The sequence below is a fragment of the Paraprevotella clara YIT 11840 genome (genome assembly GCF_000233955.1).
Taxonomy (GTDB): Bacteria; Bacteroidota; Bacteroidia; order Bacteroidales; family Bacteroidaceae; genus Paraprevotella; species Paraprevotella clara.
Window position 1 is genome coordinate 132,425 of record NZ_JH376591.1, and the last position, 26,361, is coordinate 158,785.

Below are 26,361 nucleotides of genomic sequence, written 5' to 3' on the forward strand. Positions count from 1 at the left end.
ATGTATTCTATATTTAATTCTTATTTGTTGAAACTTACGGGAACTGTGGCCGGTTTAGCTTTTTTCTCTTTTGCCTTAAAGGGCCAGGAGACGGCTCACGTAGACTCGATAAAAACCGGGCAGACTGAAAAGGTTCAGATGCCTTACCATGTGAAGGGGCGAGTAGTAGATGCCGTGACGGGGCTGGGCTTTGCCGGTGCTCGTATTACAACTCCTGATGTAAACGTATCAGCGATGACTGATGAAAATGGTGACTACGAGATAGGATTGCCCGATTTGCGGGTACCGCTTTATGTAGATGCGCCGGGATATTCCCGACAAGTGGTAGCCGTTAAAGGGCGTACAGAAGTGAATGTGTCGCTCTATACCGTACCGGGGCATTCTTATTATGACGATGAAATGTCCGTGTCGGACGGACGGGTTGTGGTGGACGGTTTTACGGCAAGCGCGTTAAGCATGACGGAAGATATGAATTCTTTATTGGCCGGTCAGATGCGTACGTCTGCCCGTTCGGGTGAGCCTGGGGCAAGTGCTTCCTATTTTGTGCGTGGTTACAATTCTTTAAATCTTTCTTCCCAACCTTTGTTTGTGGTGGATGGTGTAGTCTGGCAGATGCAGGATGAGGGAATCTCTATTGTGGATGGTTATTACAATAACCCTTTGACTTTGCTTGACCCGTCAGATATAGATAAGGTAACGGTATTGAAGAATGGTTCGGCTATTTGGGGCACACGAGGAGCAAATGGCGTTGTGTTGATTCAAACTAAGCGTGCCGGAGAGATGGCGACGAAGATCGATGCTAACATTTCTTTTGGATTTCAGACACCCTTTGAGACATTGCCAGTAATGGGAGCTGATGCCTACCGTCGTTATGCCACTGATGTTATGTCTGGTATGGATCGGCATGAAGTGGAAGATTTCCAGTTCACGAATGATGACCCTTCGCGGTCTTTTTACCGTGCTGTACATAATAATACTGATTGGATGGATGAAATCAACAAAACAGCTTTTATCCAAAATTATGGTATCTCTGTGTCGGGTGGTGACGACATAGCTCTTTACCGTTTCTCTTTGGGGTATGCTCAAAATAATGGAAACATAGATGGAACAAAGTTTGATCGCCTGAATGTACGCTTCAATTCAGACATCAAGTTGACGGACGAATTTAAGATATTGTTCGACATCGCTTATACGCAGACCGGACATAAGGTGACTTTTGATGGATTGGATCGAATGCGCTCACCGTATTATCTTGCATTGGTAAAGTCGCCACTTTATTCTCCTTATCAATATAATGAGAGTGGTTCTTTAAGCGGTCGTTTGACGGATGTGGACGAGTTGAATTATGGTAACCCGTTGGCTTTGTTGGAGAAAGATAATATGCCGACGCTCGATAAATATCGTTTCACGCTGAACTTGCGTCCGACTTACCAGATTACCGACCGTTTGGAAGCTGCTGCTCTTTTCGGTTTCTCTTATGATAAGGAGAATGAAGATTTGTTCATTCCGGATGCAGGCGTAGCGAATGAGCCGCTTTACAATGATTTGGGTGAAGTGTATGCTACGGCATTGAACGAAGTTCGCAGTTCTATGGCTCGGCAGACTTCCCTTTCGTTGGACGCTTATTTGAAATGGGATATTTTGAAAGGATACCGGCACAATCTGTTCGCAGCCTTGGGTTATCGTTTTTATAACGACTATTTCAAGTATACATACGGTCAGGGCTACAATACGGGTTCTGACTATATGACAGCTTTGTCCAATACGACGAGTGACTTGCGTTATCTTTTCGGGACGGAATACATGGATCGTAACATGTCTTGGTATTTGAATGCGGATTATGGTTTTATGAACAAGTATTTCCTGAATATCGGAATGTCGATGGAGACTTCTTCTCGTTTCGGTAACGAAGCCGGAGGAATAGACTTATGCGGTGTGTCGTGGGGATATTTCCCGTCGGTCAGTGGAGCTTGGCTCATTTCTTCCGAGAAATTCATGCGTAATGTGGATTTTATCAACAATTTGAAGTTGCGTGTGGCCTATACGATGACGGGTAACGGTAATTTGCCTGTTTATGCCAACCGTACTTATTTCACTTCTTCTTTGGTGGCTAATGATGCTGTGGGCGTGGTATTGAGCAATATCGGGAATGAAAAGTTGAGATGGGAAACCACTGGCCGGGCTAACGTAGGATTTGATTTTAGCATTTTGGCGAACCGTTTGAACATGAATATCGACTATTTCTATTCCAAAACGAAAGATTTGGTGACGCTCCGCTCTTTGAACGAAGAAGCTGGTTTACAGTATTATTATGACAATAATGGTGAAATGGAGAACCGGGGCTTTGAGATTGCAGCCAATGCTCGTATCGTGGATACGAAAGATTTCAAGTTCAATGCAGGGTTGACCGTAGGCCATTATAAGAATAAAATTACGTCCTTGCCCAATGGCAGTTTCACTACGGAAGTAGCCGGAGGAACGGTATTGACTACGGAAGGACAGCCGGCAGGTGTGTTTTATGGTTATCAGACCGACGGGGTGTATGTCACAGCGCAGGAAGCTGCGGATGCCGGACTTGCTATTCTTTCTTCTTCGGGTCAGCGTATTCCGTTCTCGGCTGGCGACATGCGTTTTGTGGATCATTCCAAAGACGGTATCATCGGGGAAGATGACCGCGTGGTCATCGGTGACCCGAATCCGGATATTTATGGTAACTTTAACTTGAACTTCCGCTGGCGTGATTTGGAACTGGGAGCACTTTTTACTTATTCTTTGGGTAATGATGCCTACAATGCCTTACGTGCCAACTTGGAGTCGGGCAACAGTTTGTCCAACCAAAGTATAGCCATGGAGAACCGTTGGATGGCAGATGGCCAAATGACAGATATTCCTCGTGCCACTTATGACGACCCGATGGGGAATGCCCGTTTCTCAGACCGTTGGATTGAGGATGCATCCTATTTGAAATTTAAACGCCTGATGTTGTCATACCGTGTTCCGGTACGTTCCACTTCATTCCTGCAAGGAGTATCGGTATGGGCTGCAGTGAACAATCTTTGCACGCTGACGAAGTATTTGGGTACGGATCCTGAATTTTCATACAACCAGTCTGTGCTTTACCAAGGTGTGGATGCCGGGTTGACACCACAATCTCGTTCGTTTCAGATTGGGGTGAAATTGAATTTATAATGCAAAATAAGAAAGTGAATATGAAGACGTTTATCAAAAACTATATGAAAGCTGTGGGTGTCGTTTGTGCTTGTATGGCAGCTTTCCCGGCCTGTACGGATATGATGGAGACAGATTCTACTACGGTGGGTTTTGAGGAGGACAACCGTTTGGATTCTCCAAATGATTCCCTCTATTCTGTGTTGGGTATCCTTTCGCAGGTGCAACGTTTGGGCGACCGTTATGTGTTGTTGGGAGAGTTACGTGGCGACTTGATGGAAGCTACTGCGGATGCCAATGTAGACATTCAGGAGATTTCCAATTTTAGTGTTTCGTCGGGTAATGAATATGCCTCGTTTTATGATTATTACAATGTCATTAATAATTGTAATTATGCCATTGCGAAGATGGACACGAATATTGTGTTTTACGAAGATAAGGTTATGATTCCCGAATATGCGCAAATCAAAGTCATCCGTGCTTGGACGTATTGGCAACTGGCCTTGGCTGCTGGGAAAGTCAGTTGGATTGAAGAACCCGTGTTGAGCTTGGAGGCCGCACTCAAGGAGTATCCGCAGAAGGGGCTTGAAGATTTGGCACAGTTGCTCATTGACGATCTGACTCCGTATGTGGGTGCCCGTGCATTGGATTATGGAACGATTGACAATTTTGATTCTCGCAAAATGTTTTTCCCGGTAGATATGGTGTTGGGGGATTTATACTTGTTCTTGGGGCGTTATGCAGATGCTGCTACAGCTTACTATCGCCTTATTGATAAGCGTAAATTGACTCTGACCGGTGCTAATGGTTACTATTGGGATAATGCCGCTCGTGGGAGTGCATCTGGGGCGTGGATTTCAACTTATATAGATATGGGCTCCAACGAATTGCTTTCTTCTTTGGTTTACAGTTCCCGTCCGGATTCTTACCATCCGCAATTGGTACGTTGGTCATACAATGAAGTCCCGTCGATTGTGCCGGCAATTTCTTTTGTGAATTGGATGTCACGTGTGTCACATTTTTATGCTGCCGAGAATGCAACTCGTATACAGGGATTCTTTACGGGGGATTTGCGTGGACAGATTGAATCCCCGAACGGTGCTATTGCATCCATCTCTTACAGTACCAATGGTGTAGGAGATTATAAGGGTGCGCTTATTGATAAATTCTATTCTTTGTCCGTATCCGGTGGGGTAGAAGATCCGGAAAATGAGGTTTTGGGAGGTTTGCGTTATGTGCGTAATTTGCCGGTATACCGTGCGTCACAAGTTTATTTACGTTTGGCTGAGGCTATTAACCGTTATGGTCGTCCGGCAACGGCTTTTGCTATATTGGCTTACGGGTTGAACAAGACGACGTTGGTCAATGCTTCGAGAATTCCTGTAGGTGAACGTACAGGGGAGATGTTCTTGGATTTTACATCAGATACGTATGATAATAATGTGGGGACTGCCACTCGTGGTCGTGGCCGGGCTATTGGCTATACCGGTTCGGATTATCTCATTCCGGATTATACACCGTATGATATAGTAACGGAAACAGATGAGGAAACGGGTGAGGAAGTAGAAAGAAAAGCGATTTCTACAGATCCTGTCCGTTTAGCTGCTGCCAAAGCTGATTCTATTGAATATGTAGAAAACTGTATCATTGATGAGATGGCCGCTGAGACGGCTTTTGAGGGCAGTCGTTTCTTCGATTTGATGCGTATTGCACGTCATCGTGGACAGTGGCCAGCTTATGCGGCCGAAAAAGTAGCCGCTCGTTTCAAAGACGGCGGAAGTAACATACAGGATCGGCTTATGGATGAGAGCGTATGGTTCCTGAAATAAAGACGGGGTATATTTGTCATTAAAAAATGAATTATAAATATAGGAGAAGAATATATATGAAAAAACTTGTAGTTAAAATGGTATTAGGCTGTGCCGTATTGGGAAGTTTTCAAGAGGTGCAAGCACAAGACCCTTTGTCGTTCAAGACGGATTTCACTTTGGGTGACATGGGGGGATGGCCAAGCCACAGGAGTCGGGCGTTTGTGGCCGACTTTAACAACGACGGATTAATGGATATGTATCTAAACGGTACATCCGAAAACAAAGGTTGGTCGTCACGTGGTGTATTGGTCAAGAATTTGGGAGACCGTCAGTTTGAAGGCGTATATGATGCTATCTTTGAGAATGACACAACGTATAATAAGGTTTATTCCAAGGATACAATTTGGATAGATAAGGACAACAACGAATATGAATTGCAAGATTCTATTTTCGATGGTAAGGTGGTCATGGATACGGTGGTCAACGAGACTTTTGTGGGTATGGCTAACGGGTTACCGCGTACTGCATTCGGCCAAGGCAGTCAGCCTATTGATTTTAATAATGACGGTTTAGTGGACTTCATTATTCTTAATACTGGTGGAAACGATACCGGTACATCTCAGGGTTATGTGTTAGTGATTAATAAGGGGAATTGGCAATTTGAGGTTTTGGAAGATTCTTTGCTTGCGACTATCGGGGGCTTGTCTTCCAATACGAGTGGTGACAAATTTAATGAAAATACCCCTTACGGTTCATTGGTGACAGGTGATTATGACAAGGATGGCTTTACGGACGTATTGCTTTGTGGTAATGGTCCTGCAGGACGTTATACGATGCTGTTGCGTAATGTGAACGGTGACCATTTCGAAGAAGCGCGAGTGTTTAATCCGTTGCCATTTGACGAGGAACCAACAAAGATGGGGCTTTTTGAAGAGACGGAAGGAGGGATAGATCCTGATACGGGGCTCGAAGTTGACGGAGAATATACGGAAGTGCCTACGAAGCGGCCGAAACAGATGTCTCACGGGTCGGTGGTATTCATTGACTTGGACGGAGACGGTTGGTTGGATATTGTGACCACCGGTTATTGTGACGGTCGCGACAACATGACGGCTACGGGTGTGGAACAAGGCGGAAACCAAATCCGTTTCTACCACAATTTACAGAATGGTGAGTTTCAAGATGTGACCAATTCGCCATCTTTAATTGAAGCGGCCAGTCAAGTCTTGGATGCTTATGGTATGACCAAAGACGGTACTGTGGCTGATGTTTTCCGTGCCTGGGGATGTGAAGAAGGTATTACCGTAGCTGTGGACTTCGATCAGGATGGACGTACAGATTTGATGCAATTAGGTACACAAGGCTGTTCCAACGGTTGGGGAGGCCAGCGTGATTTGAAGCAAGCCAACTGTTTGCGAAACATATCGGATGGGGATGGTTTCCGTTTGGAGGAAATTCCGACTGATATAACTCCAGCCGCGATGGCTTCTTGTTATCGTTTTATTTGGGTTGATCTCAATGGGGATGATTATCCCGATTATATGACAAATGGATGGACTTCTAAAGTCAATCCTGCCACGGGGGAAGCTGCCGGTTGGGGACGTTTTGTGGATTTAAGTGATAATAGTACGACTTATAATACTTATTTCTTTAATGATGAAAGTAATGAGGTGTTTGGCGGTTATTTGGCTAAAAGTGAACCGAGTGTGAATAATTTCGGAGATTTCGATAATGACAATAACATGGAACTCCTTACTTCGGATTATACCGGTAGCCCGGACAACGGGCGTAATGATCAGCAGGTCATCAGTTGGAATAACTCAGGTGTGGAGTTTACGGCTCCTAATGAAATAGGTGAAATCACGGCTACGGCTGAGAAGGGGCGTGTATTGGTAAAATGGGAAGCTTCAGAGATGAACAATGGTAATGACGCGATGTTCAATGTTTATATTCAGAATAAGGAGACAGGTGCGATGCGTATGGTTGTACCGGCTAATATCGAGACAGGTAAACAGTTGTCCTATGCTATGTTCGGTTGCTATGTGAACACTGGCAATGAGGATGGTGAGGCGTCCTATTTGTTCGACAAACTTCCTATGGGTGAATATATTGTGGGTGTACAGGCTGTGAATTACGCTTATCAGGCTACGGCATGGAACACGACAGAAGTGACAGTGTCTGAGAGTGATTATGATGGTGTGGCTTCACAGGCTGTGGCACGGGGTATGCAAGTTGTAGTCAACGGTGATGCCATTGTCGTGACGAGTGTTGACGATATGCAAGTGAATGTGTATAATATGCAAGGTGCTGAGGTAGCTTCAGGAATGACGAATAAAACTATTATCGTAAATGGTAAAGGTGTGTTCGTAGTGAAAGCCGGTGGCAAGGCAGTTAAGATTGTAAAGTAAAGGAACAAGGTTATAGTGATTTTTGTGAGTGAAGGCCCGGGCGGCCTGAATAGGGCTGTCCGGGGCTTTTGAATATAACTTTAAACGAATAAAAATACAGAAAACATGAAAAATGCTACTTTTTTTAGAATGATGGCCTTGTTGTGTTGGATAGGGGGAGTGATGGCAACACAAGGGCAAGATGTTGTGACGTTCGAACAGAACCGGGATTTTCGTGATCAAGTAGGATGGCCAGTACATCGGGGATGCCCGATTGTGGCTGATTTCGATAATGACGGTTTTATGGATGTATATTACGGTGGAACGTCTTGTGAGAATGGTTGGGCATGCCGTGGTGTGTATGCTCGCTCCAATGGGGATGGTACTTTTTCTGGTAATTTGGAAGCCATTTTTGAGAATGACACTACGTACAACAAACTGTATTCTAAAGATACGGTTTGGATTGACAAAGAAAACGGTAAGTATGAATTGAAAGACTCTATAATAGATGGTAAAGTCGTCATGGATACCGTAGTGACGGAAACTTTTGTAGGCATGAAGAACGGATTGCCTGTTTCGCTTCGTGGCTTTGGGAGCCAGCCTTTTGATTTCAATTCCGATGGGTTGGTAGATTTCATTACCTTGAATCAAGGTGGAAACATGTCTGGGTTGAATCCTCGTTATACGTTAGTAAAAAACTTAGGCGGCGGGCAGTTTGAAATTGTGGAAGATGCGGCTTTAGCTGCTTTTAATTATACTGGGGATGATAATTTTCTTTTTAATGAAGGCTCTCAGTATGCTTCTTTGGTTACGGGAGACTATGACCGTGACGGTTATACCGATGTGCTGGTTACAGGTCAGGCTTCTGAAGGACGTTTTGTCAAACTGTTCCGCAACATTAATGGGGAACGGTTTGAGAATATGGATGTGTTTCATCCTCTTCCTTTTGATATAGAACCCAATCGGAATGGACTTTATAAGGTGTCTGAAGGCGTATATGATCCGGAAACAGGAGTAACAACTCCGGGGGATTATACTCAGGAACCGACGATGAAAGCTAAGCCCTTATCTCATGGCTCCGTGGCGTTTATTGATTTCGATAACGATGGTTGGTTGGATATCGTGGCTACAGGTTGGGCAGACGGGACGGAAGACAAGACCTCTGTCGGTGTCGAGGTCGGTGGTGATGAAATTCGTTTCTACCGTAACTTACAAAACGGGGAATTTCAAGATGTGACGGACAAATTTGTCAAAGCAGCTCAAAATATATTAGATATAGTCGGTATTGCACATGATTCTAAATATGAGGTGAGGGATGTGTTTTCGGCTTGGGGAATGGATTCCGGTTTGATGTTGGCGACCGACTTTGACCAGGATGGTAAGATGGATTTATGGATACATGGGGCTGTTGCTGGGGGTAGACCACGTTTCTCGAATTATCTGGTGTTTGGTTTAGGAGAGGATTATGCTTCGGTGGAAGAATGGCCTACAGGTATTCTTCCGGCGCATACGGTGGCGAAATTGGGAGTTATGTATGCCGATTTCAATGGGGATGACATTCCCGATTTCTACCAACGTGGTTGTTGTGACGAAATTTGCCAAGACGAGTCTATTCCCGAAAAATTCGGTCAAGCTTATTCATGGAGTCGTTTGTTTAGTGTGAGTGAAGGGCAGGTTGGTGCTTACGGTAATCCGCAATATGCCGATTATTGGACGGCAGAATGTTGGGGAGCACGAATACCTCAAAGTGATGGTGATACACAAACAATGGATGTGGCCTTTGGCGATGTGAACGGAGATGGCCTGCTGGATATTATGTGCACGGATTGGACAGACAAAGCCGATGATGTGGTTCCCAGTTATAATGTGACGGACGGGGTGGAAATCATTATGCCCGATGAGCCGGAAATCATAAAAGCGGAAACAGGAAAAGGTTACATTACCTTGAAATGGGATCGCTCGGAAATGGGGAATGGAAATAAAGCCATGTACAATGTGTATGCACGGAGTAAAGACGGGAGCGTGTTCCGTATTTTGGTTCCGGCTAATCTTGAAACGGGTAAACAGTTGGCTTATCAGATGTTCGGAACGTATGCTACTACTTATGCAGAAGATTATCAATATTACACTTTCGACAAATTACCGGCAGGTGATTATACAGTGGGTGTGCAAGCCGTGAACTATGCTTATGCGGCTACTTCGTTTGTTACGACGGATGTTACGCTCGAAGAAGGTGTGGATGGTGTAAAATCTATATCTATTTCTGCGGCTTTGAAGGTGACTCTGGATGGCGATGCGCTGACGGTAGTGGCTGACGATGATATACGAGTGAATATTTACAATATGCAAGGTGCCGAGGTGGGTCGGGGCATGACGAATGAGGCTATTACCGTAAACGGTAAGGGTGTGTTCGTTGTGAAATCCGGCAGTAAGGTTGCTAAGATTGTAAAATAAAGAAGCACAGTTTAAGTGATTAACTGTGAATTAGGTTAGGTTGTTTGGCCCGGGACGCCTGTGAAGGTATTCCGGGTCTTTTCTTCTATCGGAAGTTCGGATTGTGCCCGAGGAGTCCTGTTTGTTAAGTCAGTCCTGCGTCAATACCGCTGTTTTTTGGAGTAAATGGATTTCATAGGGACGTTCCGTGAGAGTTATTTTTGTAGTCGGAAGATATTGAATAAAATTATATAGTTTGAGTTTTTAAAGAATAAGGAATGAAAAAGAAGTTTTTATTTGCCGCTTTCTTGATATGCGGTGCGATTTCGTCCGTGGCCGAAGAGAAGCCCAGGTACAAAGATGCTTCGTTGCCTGTAGAGGAACGGGTAGAGGACTTGCTGCGCCGGATGACCCTTCATGAAAAAGTATTGCAATTGCAGAACAACTCTACGAGTGACATTAATGCCATTGAAAATACTTATAAGGGAGGAAGTCCGGGGAGCGTACATGAAATGAGCAAGTCGGCCAAGGAGGCTGCGTTATTGTTCAATAAAATGCAAGAATATTTGCTTACGCAGAATCGTTTGGGGATTCCGGCCTTGGTAACGGTGGAAGGCATCAATGGGGTGACACAAAACGGGTGCACGATATTTCCGCAGGCTATTGCACAGGGTTCGACGTTTAACCCGGAATTAGTGGAAGAAATGTCCCGTGCCATCGGGCGTGAATCCCATGTCATCGGTATTCGCCAGTTGCAATGCCCCGTGTTGGACATCGCACGGGATTTGCGTTGGGGACGTGTAGAGGAAACCTTTGGCGAGGATCCTTTTCTAATCGGTGAGATGGGAACGGCTTTCGTACGTGGTTCGCAGGCCGAGGGTGTAGGAGCCATGCCGAAGCATTTCGTGGCGCACGGTACGCCTACGGGCGGATTAAACTGTGCCTCCGTGCCGGGGGGGGAGCGTGAGTTGCGTAACCTTTATGCCTATCCGTTTGCCAAAGTCATCCAGAATGCCGATCCGGTGTCCATCATGGGATGTTATAGTGCATACGACGGGATACCCGTGGCGCATTCAGCCCATTTCATGACCGACTTGTTGCGTGGGGAATTAGGTTTCAAAGGCTTTGTATATTCCGATTGGGGCTCGGTAGACCGCCTGAAGTCGTTCCATTTTGCTGCAGAGACTTCGGAAGAGGCTGCCCGTAAGGCTTTGATAGCAGGTATAGATATGGATGTGTACGACTGGGCTTATCAGACATTGGAAGACCAAGTGAACAAAGGCATATTGGATGAAGCATACGTAGACCGCGCTTGTCGCCGCGTGTTGGCTGCCAAGTTCCGCCTTGGTGTTTTCGATGACCCTTACGGCGACCCGGATAAAGTGGACAAGGTGGTGCGCAGCAAAGCACATGTGGCATTGGCCAAGAAGGTGGCAGACGAAAGCATCGTGCTTTTGGAGAATAAGAATGATATTTTGCCGCTCGACCTGAAAAAATACAAATCCATTGCCGTGTTAGGACCGAATAGTAATTACGGCGTGGCAGGTGATTACGGTTGGGTGGAATTTGACAATCGTGAATGTGTTACGCTTTTCGATGGGTTGAAACAGGCCGTAGGCAAGGATGTGCAGGTAAACCAGTTGGACGGTTGCGATTGGTGGAGTCAAAAGGATGACGGTATTGCCGCAGCAGTGGAATTGGCTCGGAAAAGCGATATTGCCATTGTGGCAGTCGGTACGCGTAGTGTTTGGCTGGGTCGGGGCGCGAAAGGAAAGAACGTGACTTCGGGCGAGGGATTCGACCTCTCCTCGCTGGATTTGCCCGGCAAGCAGTTGGACCTGCTGAAGGCGGTGAAAGCTACCGGTAAGCCTGTTGTCGTAGTGCTCATTACCGGTAAACCCTTGGTTATGACTTGGGCCAAAGAGCATGCCGATGCCGTAGTATTGCAGTTCTATGGCGGTGAACAGCAGGGAAATGCCATGGCCGATGTCTTGTTGGGCAAAGTGAACCCCTCAGGACGTCTGAATGTATCGTTCCCTCGCAGTACGGGTAACACACCGTGTTATTATAATTATTATCCTTCCGACCGCGAGCAAGTGTTCGACCAAGGTGGAAGTTATGAGGAACCAAACGGCCACTATATTTTCGAGAAGCCTTACGCATTGTGGAATTTCGGCCGTGGTTTGAGTTACACCGACTTCGAATATACCGATGTGCACCTGAGCGATACGGTATTTTCAGGCCAAGGCAAGCTGAGTGTGACGTTGAAAGTGAAGAATACCGGTCGGAGAGACGGAAAGGAAGTCGTACAATTGTATGTACGTGATAAATTCAGCTCGGTGGTCATGCCCATTCAGCAACTGAAGGCTTTCAAGAAAGTGGAAGTGCCGGCGGGCGGTGAGGTTGAAGTTCGTTTGGAGATGCCTATCGATGAATTGGCATTCTACAACGAGACTTTGCACCGTCTGGTAGAGCCGGGCGAATTTGAAATACAAGTCGGACATGCTTCAGACGATATCGTGTTCCGGAAGACGATAGTAGTGAAATAATTCCCTTTTCAGGCCGCTTTTTCCATTGAGGAAGCGGCCTGAAGCATTTTTTCTATTTTTTGCGCCGTAATTCTTGCGGTTTTTCTGTTTTTTTTAGTCTCTTTGTGACCGTGAATATAATGCTTGGAAAATTAACTCTTAAACGAATAGCAATGAAAATAGATTGGATACGTATTTCAAAGAAAATGTTCATATTGTCCTTATGGACTGTGCCGATGGCTGTGCAAGCCGACGATATCGTCGTGACGGACGGGATGTGGAAAGTCACTTATATGGAAGGTGAGAAAGCCTTTCGTATTAATGCTCTGAATGAAGAGGGTGCTGCGCGGAAGTGCGTAGTGAATCATTCGGCTTCTGCCGCTCGTTATGATAATACCGAAGGGGAGGCGCGTGAGGTGACCACAGCTTCCTTTGCCGAGGTCTCTTATGATGAGGCTGCAGTGGATGATGAATTTGGAACGGGCAAGTGCTATACTTTTACTTTCAGTCTTCCTGAGAATGGTGACGGGGTGACGATGAAACAACGTTTTTATATTTATCCCGGACAGGACTATATGTTGACAGACCTTTCCTTGGAAGGGGATGCTGCTATCCGAAGCAATTATTTGGCTCCGATCTCGGTCGGAACGGCTTATACGCTTTATATGTCCAATGACGGAAACCGGATGCTGAAAGTGCCGTTTGATAATGACGGTTTCGGACGTTATGGAAAATATAAGATGAGTGGAGAAGTCACTTCATACGAGGTGTCGGTTCTGTATGAAGGAAGCAGTCGGGAAGGTTTGGTGTTGGGCTCAGTAGACCATAATTTGTGGAAAAGTGCCATCACTGCCAACTTGTCGAATAACGGGGCTGTGAATGAACTTCATGTATATTCTGGTGCGTCAACTTCAGAAACGCGTGATGTTATTCCTCATGGTAAGGTGAACGGACCGGTGATTACTTCTGCCCGTATGCTGATTGGCTATTTCGATGATTGGCGTACAGGAATGGAGACATTTGCAGATGCCAACAATCTTGTGGCACCGCGTACGGAAAGCTGGACGCTTGGCACGCCTTTCGGTTGGCAGAGTTGGGGAGTATTGGCTGAGAAAAACTCATACGCTACCGATGTGGAGATTTCAGATTATTATCATGAAGTGCTGGTTCCAGGCGGCTTTTGCAATAATCAAGGGAATATCGTATTCAGCCTTGACGCAGGGGACGGCATGAGCAATACTGAACATTTGAACTTTATAAACCAATGCAAGGAGAAGAACCAAGTGGTGGGTTGTTACAGTACGCCTTTCTCCATGTGGAGCGGAGAGAATCCTAACTGGGACGATGTCTTGGGGCAGGCTGCCGACGGGACAAAGTGGACGCGTTGGGATGTTGTACTCAAAGCGGATGGTAAACCCATTTGGTATGATGGTGCTTATTGTATGGACCCCACACATCCATATACGAAGAGTGCTATGGCAAATTTCTTGCGTACGCAGGCCACATACGGTTTTAAATACGTGAAAATGGACTTCGTGAACTGTGGTATTGTACAGGCAGACTCTTATTATAATCCCGAAGTAACTACAGCGGTGGCGGCTTATAACGAGGGTATGGACTACATTCGGCGTCAGATGGATAAATATGCAATGTTTGCTGCCTTTTCTATCGCGCCGCTTTTCCCTTATCAGTATGCTAATTCAAGGCGTGTCGCTTGTGACACGTGGGGGGCTATCGGCCATTCGGAATATTGTATGAATGCCATATCCGGCGGATGGTGGACCGATCGTCTTTTCCAATACAATGACCCAGACCATTTGGTGCTTATAGGGACTGGTGACCAGTTGAACAATACGATTGGTGAAAACCGTGCGCGTTTCACTACCGGGGCTGTGACGGGCATGTTGCTTGTGGCTGATAATTTCAGTTTGAATGACCGTTCTGGTCGAGGTTGGGCAGAACGGTCGCGTGAAGTGGCGCAGACGGTCATGATGAATAAAGACATTAACGAGATGGCGGATATGGGACGTTCTTTCAAACCTGTATATGGTTGTAAGGAATATAATGGAAATTACGACGGAGCGGAAAACTTCTTCATGTTCGATAACGATAAATATCTGTACGTAGCGGCGTTTAATTATCAGGAAAATGAGCTTTCGGGTAGTATACCGTTGGATTTACTGGATATTTCTTCCGATGCTTTTTCCGAAGTGCGTGAGCTTTGGACGAATGAATTAGTAAAAGTGGACGGGAGCTTACCGTATAGTGTTCCAGAGAAAGATGTACGTGTGTACCGCTTTAAGAAAACGGGAGGCAGTGGAGTGAAAGACATGGAAGATGAAGCAATGGCTCGAACGAAAGTCGTACCCCTCGGAGGAAAGCGTTTGATGGTTTATTCCGGTAAAGATATGAATCGCATAGAGGTCTATGATATGCAGGGACGTCTGAACGGTACGAGGGACTTGTCAGGTCGTACCCAAGTGGAATTGGACTTGCCACATTTCAACGGTATGGCTCTGGTGAGGATTCACTATGCTGATGGAACGAAAGAAGTCTGCAAAACTTTGGTATATTAAAAGATTGTGATATAATTATATGAAAATGAGTAAGAAAGGAGTGATTTGCACAATGTGGTGCGCATGCCTGTTCCCGGCTGTGGCGGCTATGGCGGAAGATGTGGTCATCAAGGCGGGCGATTTGCGCATCACGTACGTAGAGAATGGAAAACAATTCAATGTGGAGTATAACGGCGGGAAGGCTTACCGGCCCGTATTCATGAGGTCGGTGCCGGAGGCTACGTACGACATCCATGGTAAGGACGGTTTCCGTATCAGTTCGGCTTCGTGCGCAGAGGCCGACTACCAAAAGCGGACGGTGAACGATGCCTTTGGAAAGGGGACGTGCCATACGTTTGTCTTCTCATCGCCTGCCAGTGGCGACGACGTGACCCTTACGCAAGAGTTTTACGTATATGAGGGACGGGATTACGTGTTGACGGATGTCGTATTGAAGGGGGATGCTTCCCTTCGTTCCAACTACCTTGCGCCCGTAGCGGTGGCTACGCCCTACGACCTGTACGCTCCGGCGCAGACGAACCGCATGTTGAAAGTGCCTTTCGACAATGATGGTTTCGTACGTTACCATAAGAACCGTTTGACGGGCGATATGACCTCTTACGAGGTTTCCGCGCTTTACGCAGGAGAGAGTCGCCGGGGCATCGTGCTGGGTTCGGTGGAGCATAACCGCTGGAAGAGTGCGGTGGAGGTGAAAGCTTCGGGCGACAGTCGCGTGGAAGCGTTGAAGGTGTTCTCCGGTGTGTCGAACCAAGAAACGCGCGACGAGCTGCCGCACGGGAAGGTGTGGGGACCGGAGGTGCGTTCGGCATTGATGTTCATCGGAGCTTTTGCTGATTGGCGTAATGGAATGGAGGAGTATGCCCGGGCCAATACTTTGGTGCAACCCATGCGTAAGACATGGAAGCGTGGTACACCCTTTGGCTGGCAGAGCTGGGGTGTGATGTCGGACAAGAACAGCTATGATGTGGACGTGGCTGTTTCCGAATACTTCAAGGAGACATTGAAACCGAATGGATTTTGCAACAGCCAAGGCATCAACATCATGAGTATCGATGCTTGGGACGGCATGAACAGCGAGCAACGCACCAAGTTCACGGAAGTGGCGAAGAAGAACGGTCAGGTGCCTGGCTCGTACGTCACGCCTTTCTGTCTGTGGTGGAACGAGGCAATGTTGTATCAGAAGATTTGCGAAGGAAGTCAATATACAGGGTATGAATGTGTGATTAAGGTGAACGGTAAACCGGCCAAGCTGGACGGTGCGTATTGCCTCGACCCCACGCATCCCGGAACGAAAGAATTTATCAGCCGTGAAGTGCAGAACAAGAAAAAAGAGGGGTTTGAATACTTGAAAGTGGACTTTACCAGCAACGGCATGGTGCAGGCCGACTCCTATTATAATAAGGACGTGACCACGGCTGTGGAGGCTTATAACGAAGGTTTCTCCCACTTCATCAGCGAGGTGGACAAAGGCGAACCGATGTTCATCGCCCTTTCAATCGCTCCGATATTCCCTTATCAGTACGGGAACTCACGCCGTATCGCTTGCGACACTTGGGGCAAGATCGGACAGTCGGAATACAGCCTGAACGCCGTGTCGGGCGGTTGGTGGACGAATGAGTTCTACCAATATAACGACCCGGACCATCTCGTGCTGGTAGGAAACGATGCCGATAAGGAAACGGAAGGCGAGAACCGTGCCCGTATCACCAATGGTGCCGTGTCGGGGATGGTATTGGTGTCGGACAATTACAACTTGGAGGACAAGTCCGGACGTGGGGATGCCAAACTTTCCCGCGAACGCGCCCAAAAGATTTTGATGAACAAGGACGTAAACGAAATGGCGGATTTCGGCCGTTCGGCCCGTCCGGTGTATGGCTATCGTGAGTACAACGACAAGGGCGACGGAGCGGAGAACTGTTTCGTCTTGGATACGGAAAAGTATTTGTATGTGTCTGTTGTGAATTATAAAGACAACCAGATTGCCGGTAAGGTGGCTTTGGAGCGTTTGGGGCTTTCCCCGTCTTCTTTCTCTTCTGTCAAGGAATTGTGGAGCGGAGACGATGTGAAGGTCGGCAAGGACGGCCTTTCTTACACCGTACCCGGAAAAGACGCCAAGATATACCGTTTCTTAAAAAAGTAGGGACGTCATGAGAGAAGTACTTTTTTCGGCCGTTCTATTCGGTTTTATAGGTTTCTGTGCTCCCGCCGGGGCACAGGAACATATTGCCCGCGAATACATCGAATGGTCCGATGTCTGGTTGACGGGGGCCAACCAGACGGACAAGCCTCACGTCCTGTTGCTCGGCAATTCCATCACGAGAGGGTATCACCCCAAAGTCGAAAAGTTGTTGGAAGGCAAAGCCTACGTGGGGCGGCTTTCCGGTTCGAAGAGTGTGGGCGACCCTGCCTTGCTCGATGAAGTGGCGGCCATACTGAAGCACAATCATTTCGACGTGATTCATTTCAACAATGGTTTGCATGGCTTCGATTATACGGAGGAAGAGTATGCGGAGGCCTTTCCGGAGTATGTGGCGTTGATCAGGAAGTACGCGCCTGATGCCAAACTGATTTGGGCCACGATTACGCCGGTACGGCAAGGTGAAGGGATGAAGGACTTTGCTCCAATCACGGAGCGTATGAAGGCCCGTAATGCCATCGCGACGGAATATGTGAAGTCGCAGGGTATCGAGGTCAACGACTTGTGGGGCGTTGTGGCAGACCATCCCGAATATTATGCCGGGGGAGACGGCACGCATCCTGTAGAGGCCGGATTCGATGCCTTGGCCCGGCAAGTGGCCAAAGTCGTGGAGGAGGCTTTGCCGAAGACGAAGTAGAACGGTCTTAAAAGCGTTTTTTATAAAAGTCCGGTTCTTATGTCCTTTCAGGGGCATAAGGGCCGGATTTTCATTTTGTCAGAATGTCAATGTCCGGTGCGCGAGATTTCGGTATTCGTCCCCTCTTCCGAAGATTTCCGGAAATATGCGATTCTCATGTAGGGAGGCGGAAACGTATTGTCAGCGATATGCGGATTTGACCTGTCACGAAGTCTGTCGGAAGATAGGTCTTACTGTATGCGGACGGTTGAAGTGCAAGTATATGTCGATGTTTTCCCGTCAATCTGATATTTTGTTTTTGTCGGGGAAAACGTTCCAAATAGAGAAAAAACGTCCCGAGAGGGTACGTTCGTTTTCCGTTTTCAGGCCGTTTTTCAGCCGATGTACAGAGGTTGCCGGAATGATGTGCGGAGAAAAAAAGTGTTTCTTCAGCCAAGCGATTTTTCGTTCGGCTGAGATTGAAACGCGTTTGGAGTTAAAAACGGTGGAAAAACAGGCTGAAATGCCAAAATATGTATTTAAAACATGCTGAAAAATGCGTGGAACGCTTCCATGACGGGCTTCTCTTGCTGTAAATAAATCGAATTTACCTTTCTTTTTGTCTGCCCAAATCCGGAAAATCCGACGTTATGATATGAATGGACTGGGGCGTTCGGTAAACGAACGGCTTGCCTTCCTCGCGGAGGCGGGTAAGTTTGAGTGCCGCCATTCTGCTTTTATCAAAAGTGGATGGCCGGCGTTTCCTGGCGGATTATAAAGGAGACGGCGCATATATTTGCCGGAGCGGAAGAAAATGAAAAGAGACGGAATCGTTAAAAGAGTTAAACGATTCTGTCTCTTTTGTTGCAAAGTGTAAATGACACACTCATGAGAACTAAAAGAGAAACATTTAATGCTCATACGGTATTATTTGCGTTATGACGGGGCCAATACGGGTGATTGTTGTTGCTATGAACTGTATTTTTTAAATTTTGATGCAACTTTCTATTTCCAAATGACCAAATATCCGCTAAATTTGTATTGCCGAAATGAAGAAAAGTAGGCGGTGTGAAATATTAAAAAGTATAAATCTCTAATACTAAACAGATGCATGCGGAAAGAAATGTAAAGCAGGTCGTGAGGTGGTGCCTATACATCGTGTTAGGCTTTCCTTTGTTGAATTCATGCAAGGATGACTATATTTATGATAATGAGGAACCGAGTTGGTTGGGTGCCAATATTTATGAATATTTGGAGTCGAGCGGACAGTTTGACTGCTATTTGGCGTTGGTGAACGATTTAGGATATAAGGAGACCTTGAGGCTTACGGGGAGTAAGACCATGTTTCCGGCTAATGACGAGGCCTTTTCCCGTTACTTCCTTTCAAAGGGACTTACAGGCGACGGGCCGACACTGATTCACAATATGTCCGCTTCGGAAAAGCGTTATTTATTTAATTCCTCTATGCTGAATATGACTTACTTGAGTCACATGCTGGCTAATGTTTCTTCAAACGACCAGGGGATTGGGGAAGGCATCGCTTTAAGGCGTGCAACGTCTGCTTCTTATTTAGACAGTATTTCTTTTGTGAAGCCGGCCGCGTTGCCGAAGACTGCTTTTTGGAACCGTTTTCGCGAGCGCAAGGGGGCTTATTTGGCTGACAACGGTTCTAAAATGGTATTATATTGGACACCGGAATTCTTTTCGACTTCCGGCCTGACAGAAGCCGATTGGGCGGTAATCATGAAAGGAGAGACGGACAAGCCCTATGATACTCAGGGATTTTATGTGAATGACGCTCATGTGGAGTCCAATCGGAAGGATGTGACCTGCAAGAACGGTTATTTGCATATTGCGGACGACGTAGTGGCTCCCGCTCCCAATATGTCGGAAGTTATCAATTCGACGGCGGAGATGAACACTTTTGCCGGTCTGATGGAAAAGTTTGCTTATCCGTATTATGACGGGAGTGTGGACGATGCCGTGAAAGCTTATTACGGGGCGGGGAGTATCGAGGATTCCGTGTTTGTAAAGCGTTATTTTAACCAAACAGATTTTTCTTCCGACCCGGATGAAAAAGTGGATATTATGGGCTACGGGACGTTGGCTTTCGACCCGTCGAATAATGTTTATGGCGGGAATACGGACATGGGAGTCATGTTCGTCCCTTCCGATGCGGCCATGGAAGATTATTGGGAGTCGTCGCGCGGACAGTTCTTACGGGATTCTTACGGAGACTGGGACGAGGTGCCTACGAATGTGATTTCAGTTTTCCTGCAAAACCATCAGCGTTTGTCTTTCTTGACTTCTTTGCCTCATAATTGGGATATCATGACGGATAATGCCGGTTTTGAGATGTCTGTAAAGGAGGAGGATGTACAAAAGGCATACATCGCATGCAACGGTATCGTGTATATGACGGACAAAGTCTATCCGCCCGTGGATTATCAGGCCGTGTACGGTCCGGTGTTGACGGCCGACACGACAACCACCATGTCCGCAGCCATTAAAAACGATGATATGGATGACGTGAACAACCTGAAATACCACCTTTACCTGCGTTCTATGGATAACCAATATAACTTGCTTGTCCCGACAGACGATGCCATGGCGAATTACCGGGATCCCATCACATGGGCACTTTGGGCGAATGAAGGAGTTGACAAGCGGGAAATCTGGTCTTTTTATGTGAAGATGGGAAAAGTGGTTGCAGACGTATATGATACGAACGAAGACGGCTCGAAAGGCGCGCTTTTGCGGACGGTCGGGGCGGATGCCCTGGATACGGAAGGGGCCGAAGAGGTCGCTAACCGCTTGCAAGACATATTGGACATGCATATTGTGGTGGCCGATAATGACGATGAACCTCTTTCCGGTTTCATCGATGAGGGTACTTTGCCGTATGTGCTGACAAAGGGCGGCTCCGTGCTTGCGGTTTCCGGAACGGGCGAACAGGTGAAAGTCCAAGGAGGAGGTGACCAGGAAATGGGATTGCCTGAGGCAGAGGTTGTTACTTTAGAGAAAGACCATAGAAAGGCACGCTATGAGATGGACAATGGCCGTACATTCTTTATAGACCGGATTTTGCAGGATCCTTTCAAGTCGGTCTACTATACAATGAGTGCCAATGAAGATTATCGCGCATTTTTTGATTTGTTGGTCGGGAATGACGATGTCTTTTTGTCCCTGGCCGATAACGAAGACTATAAAGATATAGAACCGATTTTTGAAACTTCCGAGGGGGAGAACAGCAAGATGTCCGGCATAGGACCGGTAGTGACTTCCTTTAATAATTTCCGTTATACCGTGCTGGTGCCTACGCGTGCAGCGTTGGAAGAGACTTTCCGTGACGACCCCGACCTGCATACGTGGGACGAAATCAGTGCCCAGACGGATTTGGATGTGAAAGCAGATTGGACACGCTATTTGTTGAATTTCCTGCGCTTCCATTTTATAGACGGCATGTTGCCGGTGAGCGGAGTTTCTTACCAAGACAAGGCTTATCCGACGGCCGCGCGGGATGATAAGGGAATCTTTGTGTATGTCAAAGCGAGCAGTGACGGCAGCAGTATCACTTTTGAGCCGGAAAACGGGAGCGGAGGTCCACAGCAGGCCAAAGTCATCACATCGAATCAAGAGGATTATAATGTATTGACCCGTGACTATATCGTGAACAACAACGACTATACGTTGGCCACTCAAATCTTGTCTTCGTCAAAAGCCGTATTGCATTTGGTGGACCATGCGATTAATTATCAAAAATAGACTTTAAATAAAAGATTATGAATAAGGTATATGCTATATTATTGTGGTTTGCATTGCTTTTCTGTCACAATGGACTGCTTGCCCAAAATGGAGGTGTGATAGTGACCGGAAAGGTATATGCAGAAGACGAACCCGAGGGGTTTATCGGGGCGACCGTGATAGAACAAGACAAGAATGGCCGTATTTATTCTTCGGCTTTGACTGACTTCAACGGAAACTTCTCTCTGAAAATCAAGAATCCCAACAACTCCTTGAATTTTTCTTTTGTCGGGTATAAGAAATTGACTGTGTCCATAGGGAACAAACGCAAATTCGATGTGAAACTGGAATCCCAGAATGTCATGAAGGAGGTTACTGTAAAAGCCTCCAAACTCGTGGGAGGAGGCGGTTTGGCCATACCGGAACGGGAATATTCCGGAGCCATGCAGAAGTTCAATACGAAAGCTATCGAAGGGGTGTCTGTGGCTTCCATCGACGATGCCTTGCAAGGGCGTATTGCCGGACTGGACATCGTGGCGAACTCAGGAGACTTGGGCAGTGGTTCCGTGATGCGTATCCGGGGTATCACTTCTATCAATTCCAATTCGCAACCTTTGATTCTGTTGAATGGCATCCCGTTTGAAAGCAATATCGACGCTTCTTTTGATTTCGCTTCGGCCGACCAGGAACAATTTGCTTCATTGCTGTGTATCAGTCCGGACGATATAGAAGAGATTACGGTGTTGAAAGACGGTGCGGCAGCGGCTATTTGGGGCTCTCGCGGAGCCAATGGTGTGATTGATATTACGACGAAGAAGGGTGTGACGGGGCCTACACGGGTGAGTTATTCTTATCGTTTCTCCGGGTCGGAGCAGCCTGAAGGCACTAAATTGTTGAATGGCGACGATTATACGATGCTGATGAAGCAGGCTTACTTCAACCGGAACCAGGAAGATTGCAATATCCCGGAATATAGTTACGACAAGGCGCAGTTTGTGGATGCATACGGAACAGCCCAGGACTTCGAGAACTTCAACAATAATACGGATTGGGTGGATGAGGTTTCCAAATACGGGTTTACGCACGACCATAACCTTTCGGTCAGCGGAGGAGGTGAAAAGGCGAAGTTCAGGGCTTCTTTCGGATACTATAAGCAGACGGGTACCATCATCGGGCAGGAGCTGCACCGTTTTTCCAACCGGATGAACTTGGAGTATGCCGTGTCTTCCCGTTTGAAGTTCTTTACGGAATTTGCCATCACTTATACGGATAATGACAAGAACAATGAGGAGGGTGGAAACTTGTTGGACATCGCCCGTAAGAAGATGCCGAACGCATCCGTCTTCCGGCAAGACAAGAATGGGAACAACACGGATGTGTATTTCAATATCGCACAAAACTCGCAGTTGAATGACGACCAGAAGAACTTGAAGAACCCTGTAGCGATGGCATACTTGGCTTCGTACCAACAGACGAATATGCGTATTATGCCGACATTGCGTTTGCAGTATGATTTCCTGGATCCGGCGGAAACCGCCAAGTTGCGTTATGCCGGTTATGTCAAGTTCGACTCGGAGAACGTGAAGGATACGAAGTTCCTGCCACGTGAAACCACATCCAAGAACTGGAATGACGGAAGCGTGAACAAGTCTTACAGCAAAGAGTCTGAGGCCGTATCCATTTATACAGACCATAATATCACTTGGCAACCGGACCTCGGGGAGCGGCAGTCTTTGATGCTGTATGCCGGTTGGCAGATGGATATATCAAACTCTCAATATCAGGAGTTCGAGCGGTATGGTTTGGCCTCTACTGTGGGGACGGATGTGACTTCCGAGGGACATTTGACTACGTTTAACAGTGGGAAGAGCGAAGGGCGCAATATGGCGTTTCTGTTCCGCGGGCATTATTTCCTGTTGGACCGTTATATTCTGGACTTGACCGCCCGTTGGGATGGCAGTTCTCGCTTCGGTCCCGGCAACCGGTGGGGATTTTTCCCGGCTGTTTCCGGAAAGTGGCTTATTTCTGAAGAAAAGTTCATGGACTTTGCCGACAACTGGATGTCTGAGTTCGCCTTACGCTTGGGTTGGGGTGTGACGGGTAACCGGCCGGATTATGAGTATTTATATTTAAGCCGCTATAACAGTTACGGTTCGAATTATATTGATTTGCCCGCTATCAAGCCCTCTTCGTTGCAACTGACGAACCTGAAATGGGAGCGTTCTACCTCTTATAACTTGGGCGTGGACTTGACCTTGTTCGACTGGCGTTACAAACTGGTGGCCAATGTCTACCATCGCCGTACGGAAGACTTGTTGTTTAAGGACCAGAAGATTCCTTCTTCCACCGGATTCGGGTCGGTGTCGTATGTCAATGCGGGAACGATGGATAACGACGGCTGGGAATTGGAATTCAGTACCAATAACATGGTGAAGCGTGGAGACTGGACTTTGGACTTAAGCCTGAACTTCTCCAATTATGTGAATACCATCATTGAATTGGACGAGAATGTGCTGAATAATTATAACCCGGATTTCAACTATACCAACGGAGGATACTTGACCCGGTTGCAAATTAACAACTCTTTCGGTTCCATATATGGCTTCAGGTATAAAGGCGTATATCAATATGATAAATATCAGCCTGATAATCCGGACGCCACGGCTCCGGTCGTACGCGACGAGAATGGAAATGTGGTCTTGGACGGCAAGGGAGAAACCATTCCCATGTATTTTGCTTACGGGACTTCGAATGCTTACCGTTTCCGTGGAGGAGATGCCATTTATGAGGACATCAATCATGACGGTACCATCGACGAACTGGACATCGTGTACTTGGGTAATTCCAACCCGAAGTTTGACGGAGGATTCGGTGCGACGCTGCGTTGGAAACGCCTGACATTGAACATGTTTTTCAATTACCGTGTAGGTGGAAAAATCATCAATTACGGACGTATGGATGCAGAAAACATGTACTCCACCAATAACCAGTCGATCGCTACGAACTGGCGTTGGCGTAAGGATGGCGATATGACGGAGATTCCTCGTGCGCTTTATCAGTACGGTTATAACTATCTGGGCAGTGACCGTTTTGTGGAAGATGGTTCGTTCTTACGTTTCAAACAGTTGACGTTGAGCTATTCTTTCGACCCGAAGATGTTGAAAAAGGCTCATCTGAATACGTTGAACTTGTCTTTGACCTTGAATAATCTCTTGACCGTGACCAAATATACGGGAGCAGACCCGGAAATATCACCTAATAATATAGGAGTGAGTGAGGATAAGAACAGGACTCCGCGTTCTCGTTACTTTACCTTCGGTTTAACGGTGGGCATTTAACTTAAAAAATGGTAGAAATGAAAAAGTTTTTTTTGAAAATACGTGCTTTATTCTTGCTTCCTGTTTTGGGAATGACGGTGGCTTGTGACGATTGGTTTACTTTGCTGCCTCAGTCGGAAATGGTGGCAGAGGATTTTTGGAAAGATGAGCAGGACGTACTGAGTGGAGTCGGAGCTTGTTACAGGGCGATGAACGAAGACGGCTTTATGAGGCGGCTTATCGTGTGGGGCGAGGTTCGTTCGGACAATGTTGTGCCGGGGACGGGATCGGATACCGATTTGGGGTATATCTTAAATGCCAATATCAACGCCGCTAACGGATACGTAAAATGGAGCGAGGTATATACCGTGATTAATATCTGCAATACGTTAATCAAGAACGCTCCCATGGTACGTGAATATGATTCTGACTTCACGGAAGAACATTTGAAACAGTATCTGGCGGAAGCCAAGACCATACGTGCTTTTTGTTATTTTACTTTGGTGCGGGCGTTTAATGATGTCCCGTATGTAGAGGAGCCTTACCTTGACGATACGCGTACTTACGAGGTGGCACAATCTACGTGTGAAAGTATTTTGGATACTTTGATTACCGATTTGAAGTCCATAGAAGACTTTGCGGTGAAAGAATATCCGGATAATATCGATTATACTAAAGGACGGGTGACGCAGAAGGCTGTTTGGGCTTTATTGGCCGACATGTATTTGTGGTTGAATGATTATGAGAACTGCATAGCATACTGTGATAAAATATTGGCATCGAGGGATAATCCTCTGACCTTGTTGCCCTCGTCCAATTTTTCTAATGCTGTGTTTTACAGTGGAAACTCGGATGAAAGCATTTGGGAGTTACAGTTCGATAATAATACGCAGAACGGAGCGGTCCGGACTTTTTACGGAGGAACGGACGTGAATGCCTTGTTGTCGGCCTACGATTTGAGTGCCGGTTCGGATTTCTTCGGCGGATTGGATTTAAGGCACGTACAAGGATATGTTGGCGATGGCTTGTATGCCATAAAAAAATATGTGGCCTATTGTAGTGCGCAGGATTATGAAAATCCGATTTTCGGTTACGGCGACGGGTCGAACAATTGGATTATTTACAGGCTGCCGGATGTTTATTTGATGAAGGCCGAAGCATTGGCTGAAATCGGTGGGGCCGCTAATCTGGAGGAGGCTGTGGACTTGGTTTCATATACTTACGACCGGGCACATCCGGACTTGGAGGAAGGCAGTTTGAAAGGAAAATACACGAACCAGTCCGAAGTCCGTAATCTGGTCTTCGACGAACGTCAGCGTGAATTCCTTTTTGAAGGGAAACGCTATTTCGACCTTGTACGCCGTATGCGCAGGGAAGGTTCTCCCACGAATATCGTAAATACTTATTTGATGCGCAAATATACGTCTATGAGTTTGGATGAGACGACAGTGAGAAGTAAACTTGACGATAAGGACGCTATTTATCTTCCTATTCATGAAGAGGAACTTCGGGTAAATCCATTATTGGTACAGAATAGGTTTTATATGGCTTCTGAAGATATTTCTAAAAACTGAAAATTATGGA

Annotated in this window: 11 protein-coding genes; all 11 read left to right on the plus strand. The window is 46.6% G+C overall.

Features of this window, described 5'->3' with window-relative positions:
* The 11 genes from HMPREF9441_RS03835 to HMPREF9441_RS03890 all read left to right on the plus strand — a co-directional run bounded on the left by HMPREF9441_RS03835 (position 1) and on the right by HMPREF9441_RS03890 (position 26,351).
* Positions 1 to 3,189, plus strand: coding sequence for a SusC/RagA family TonB-linked outer membrane protein (locus HMPREF9441_RS03835; RefSeq protein ID WP_008618230.1), 3,189 nt, complete (start codon positions 1 to 3; stop codon positions 3,187 to 3,189).
* Positions 3,190 to 3,209: 20 nt separating this feature from the next.
* Positions 3,210 to 4,997: a RagB/SusD family nutrient uptake outer membrane protein gene (locus HMPREF9441_RS03840; RefSeq protein ID WP_244949600.1), complete on the plus strand. Its 1,788-nt coding sequence runs from the start codon at positions 3,210 to 3,212 to the stop codon at positions 4,995 to 4,997.
* A 56-nt stretch (positions 4,998 to 5,053) separates the two neighbouring features.
* Entirely contained in the window at positions 5,054 to 7,387 is a 2,334-nt protein-coding gene (locus HMPREF9441_RS03845) for an FG-GAP repeat domain-containing protein (protein WP_008618232.1), read from the plus strand.
* 105 nt (positions 7,388 to 7,492) lie between these two features.
* Positions 7,493 to 9,820 (plus strand): FG-GAP-like repeat-containing protein, encoded by a 2,328-nt coding sequence (locus HMPREF9441_RS03850; protein ID WP_008618233.1) that lies wholly within the window; start codon positions 7,493 to 7,495, stop codon positions 9,818 to 9,820.
* A 257-nt stretch (positions 9,821 to 10,077) separates the two neighbouring features.
* Positions 10,078 to 12,348, plus strand: a complete 2,271-nt coding sequence (locus HMPREF9441_RS03855; RefSeq protein ID WP_008618234.1) for a glycoside hydrolase family 3 N-terminal domain-containing protein — start codon at positions 10,078 to 10,080, stop codon at positions 12,346 to 12,348.
* Positions 12,349 to 12,500: 152 nt separating this feature from the next.
* Entirely contained in the window at positions 12,501 to 14,903 is a 2,403-nt protein-coding gene (locus tag HMPREF9441_RS03860) for an alpha-galactosidase (protein ID WP_244949601.1), read from the plus strand.
* A 25-nt stretch (positions 14,904 to 14,928) separates the two neighbouring features.
* A complete protein-coding gene (locus HMPREF9441_RS03865; RefSeq protein ID WP_244949602.1) occupies positions 14,929 to 17,043 on the plus strand; it encodes an alpha-galactosidase in 2,115 nt (704 codons plus the stop codon).
* A 7-nt stretch (positions 17,044 to 17,050) separates the two neighbouring features.
* Positions 17,051 to 17,737, plus strand: a complete 687-nt coding sequence (locus HMPREF9441_RS03870; RefSeq protein ID WP_008618237.1) for an SGNH/GDSL hydrolase family protein — start codon at positions 17,051 to 17,053, stop codon at positions 17,735 to 17,737.
* A 1,086-nt stretch (positions 17,738 to 18,823) separates the two neighbouring features.
* Entirely contained in the window at positions 18,824 to 21,481 is a 2,658-nt protein-coding gene (locus HMPREF9441_RS03880) for a hypothetical protein (protein ID WP_008618249.1), read from the plus strand.
* A gap of 17 nt (positions 21,482 to 21,498) precedes the next feature.
* Complete coding sequence (locus HMPREF9441_RS03885) at positions 21,499 to 24,798, plus strand: SusC/RagA family TonB-linked outer membrane protein (protein ID WP_008618251.1); 3,300 nt, start codon at positions 21,499 to 21,501, stop codon at positions 24,796 to 24,798.
* An 8-nt stretch (positions 24,799 to 24,806) separates the two neighbouring features.
* Positions 24,807 to 26,351 carry a RagB/SusD family nutrient uptake outer membrane protein gene (locus HMPREF9441_RS03890; protein WP_008618253.1) on the plus strand — a complete coding sequence of 515 codons (1,545 nt, stop codon included), beginning with the start codon at positions 24,807 to 24,809 and terminating at the stop codon, positions 26,349 to 26,351.
* Positions 26,352 to 26,361 lie beyond the last annotated feature (10 nt).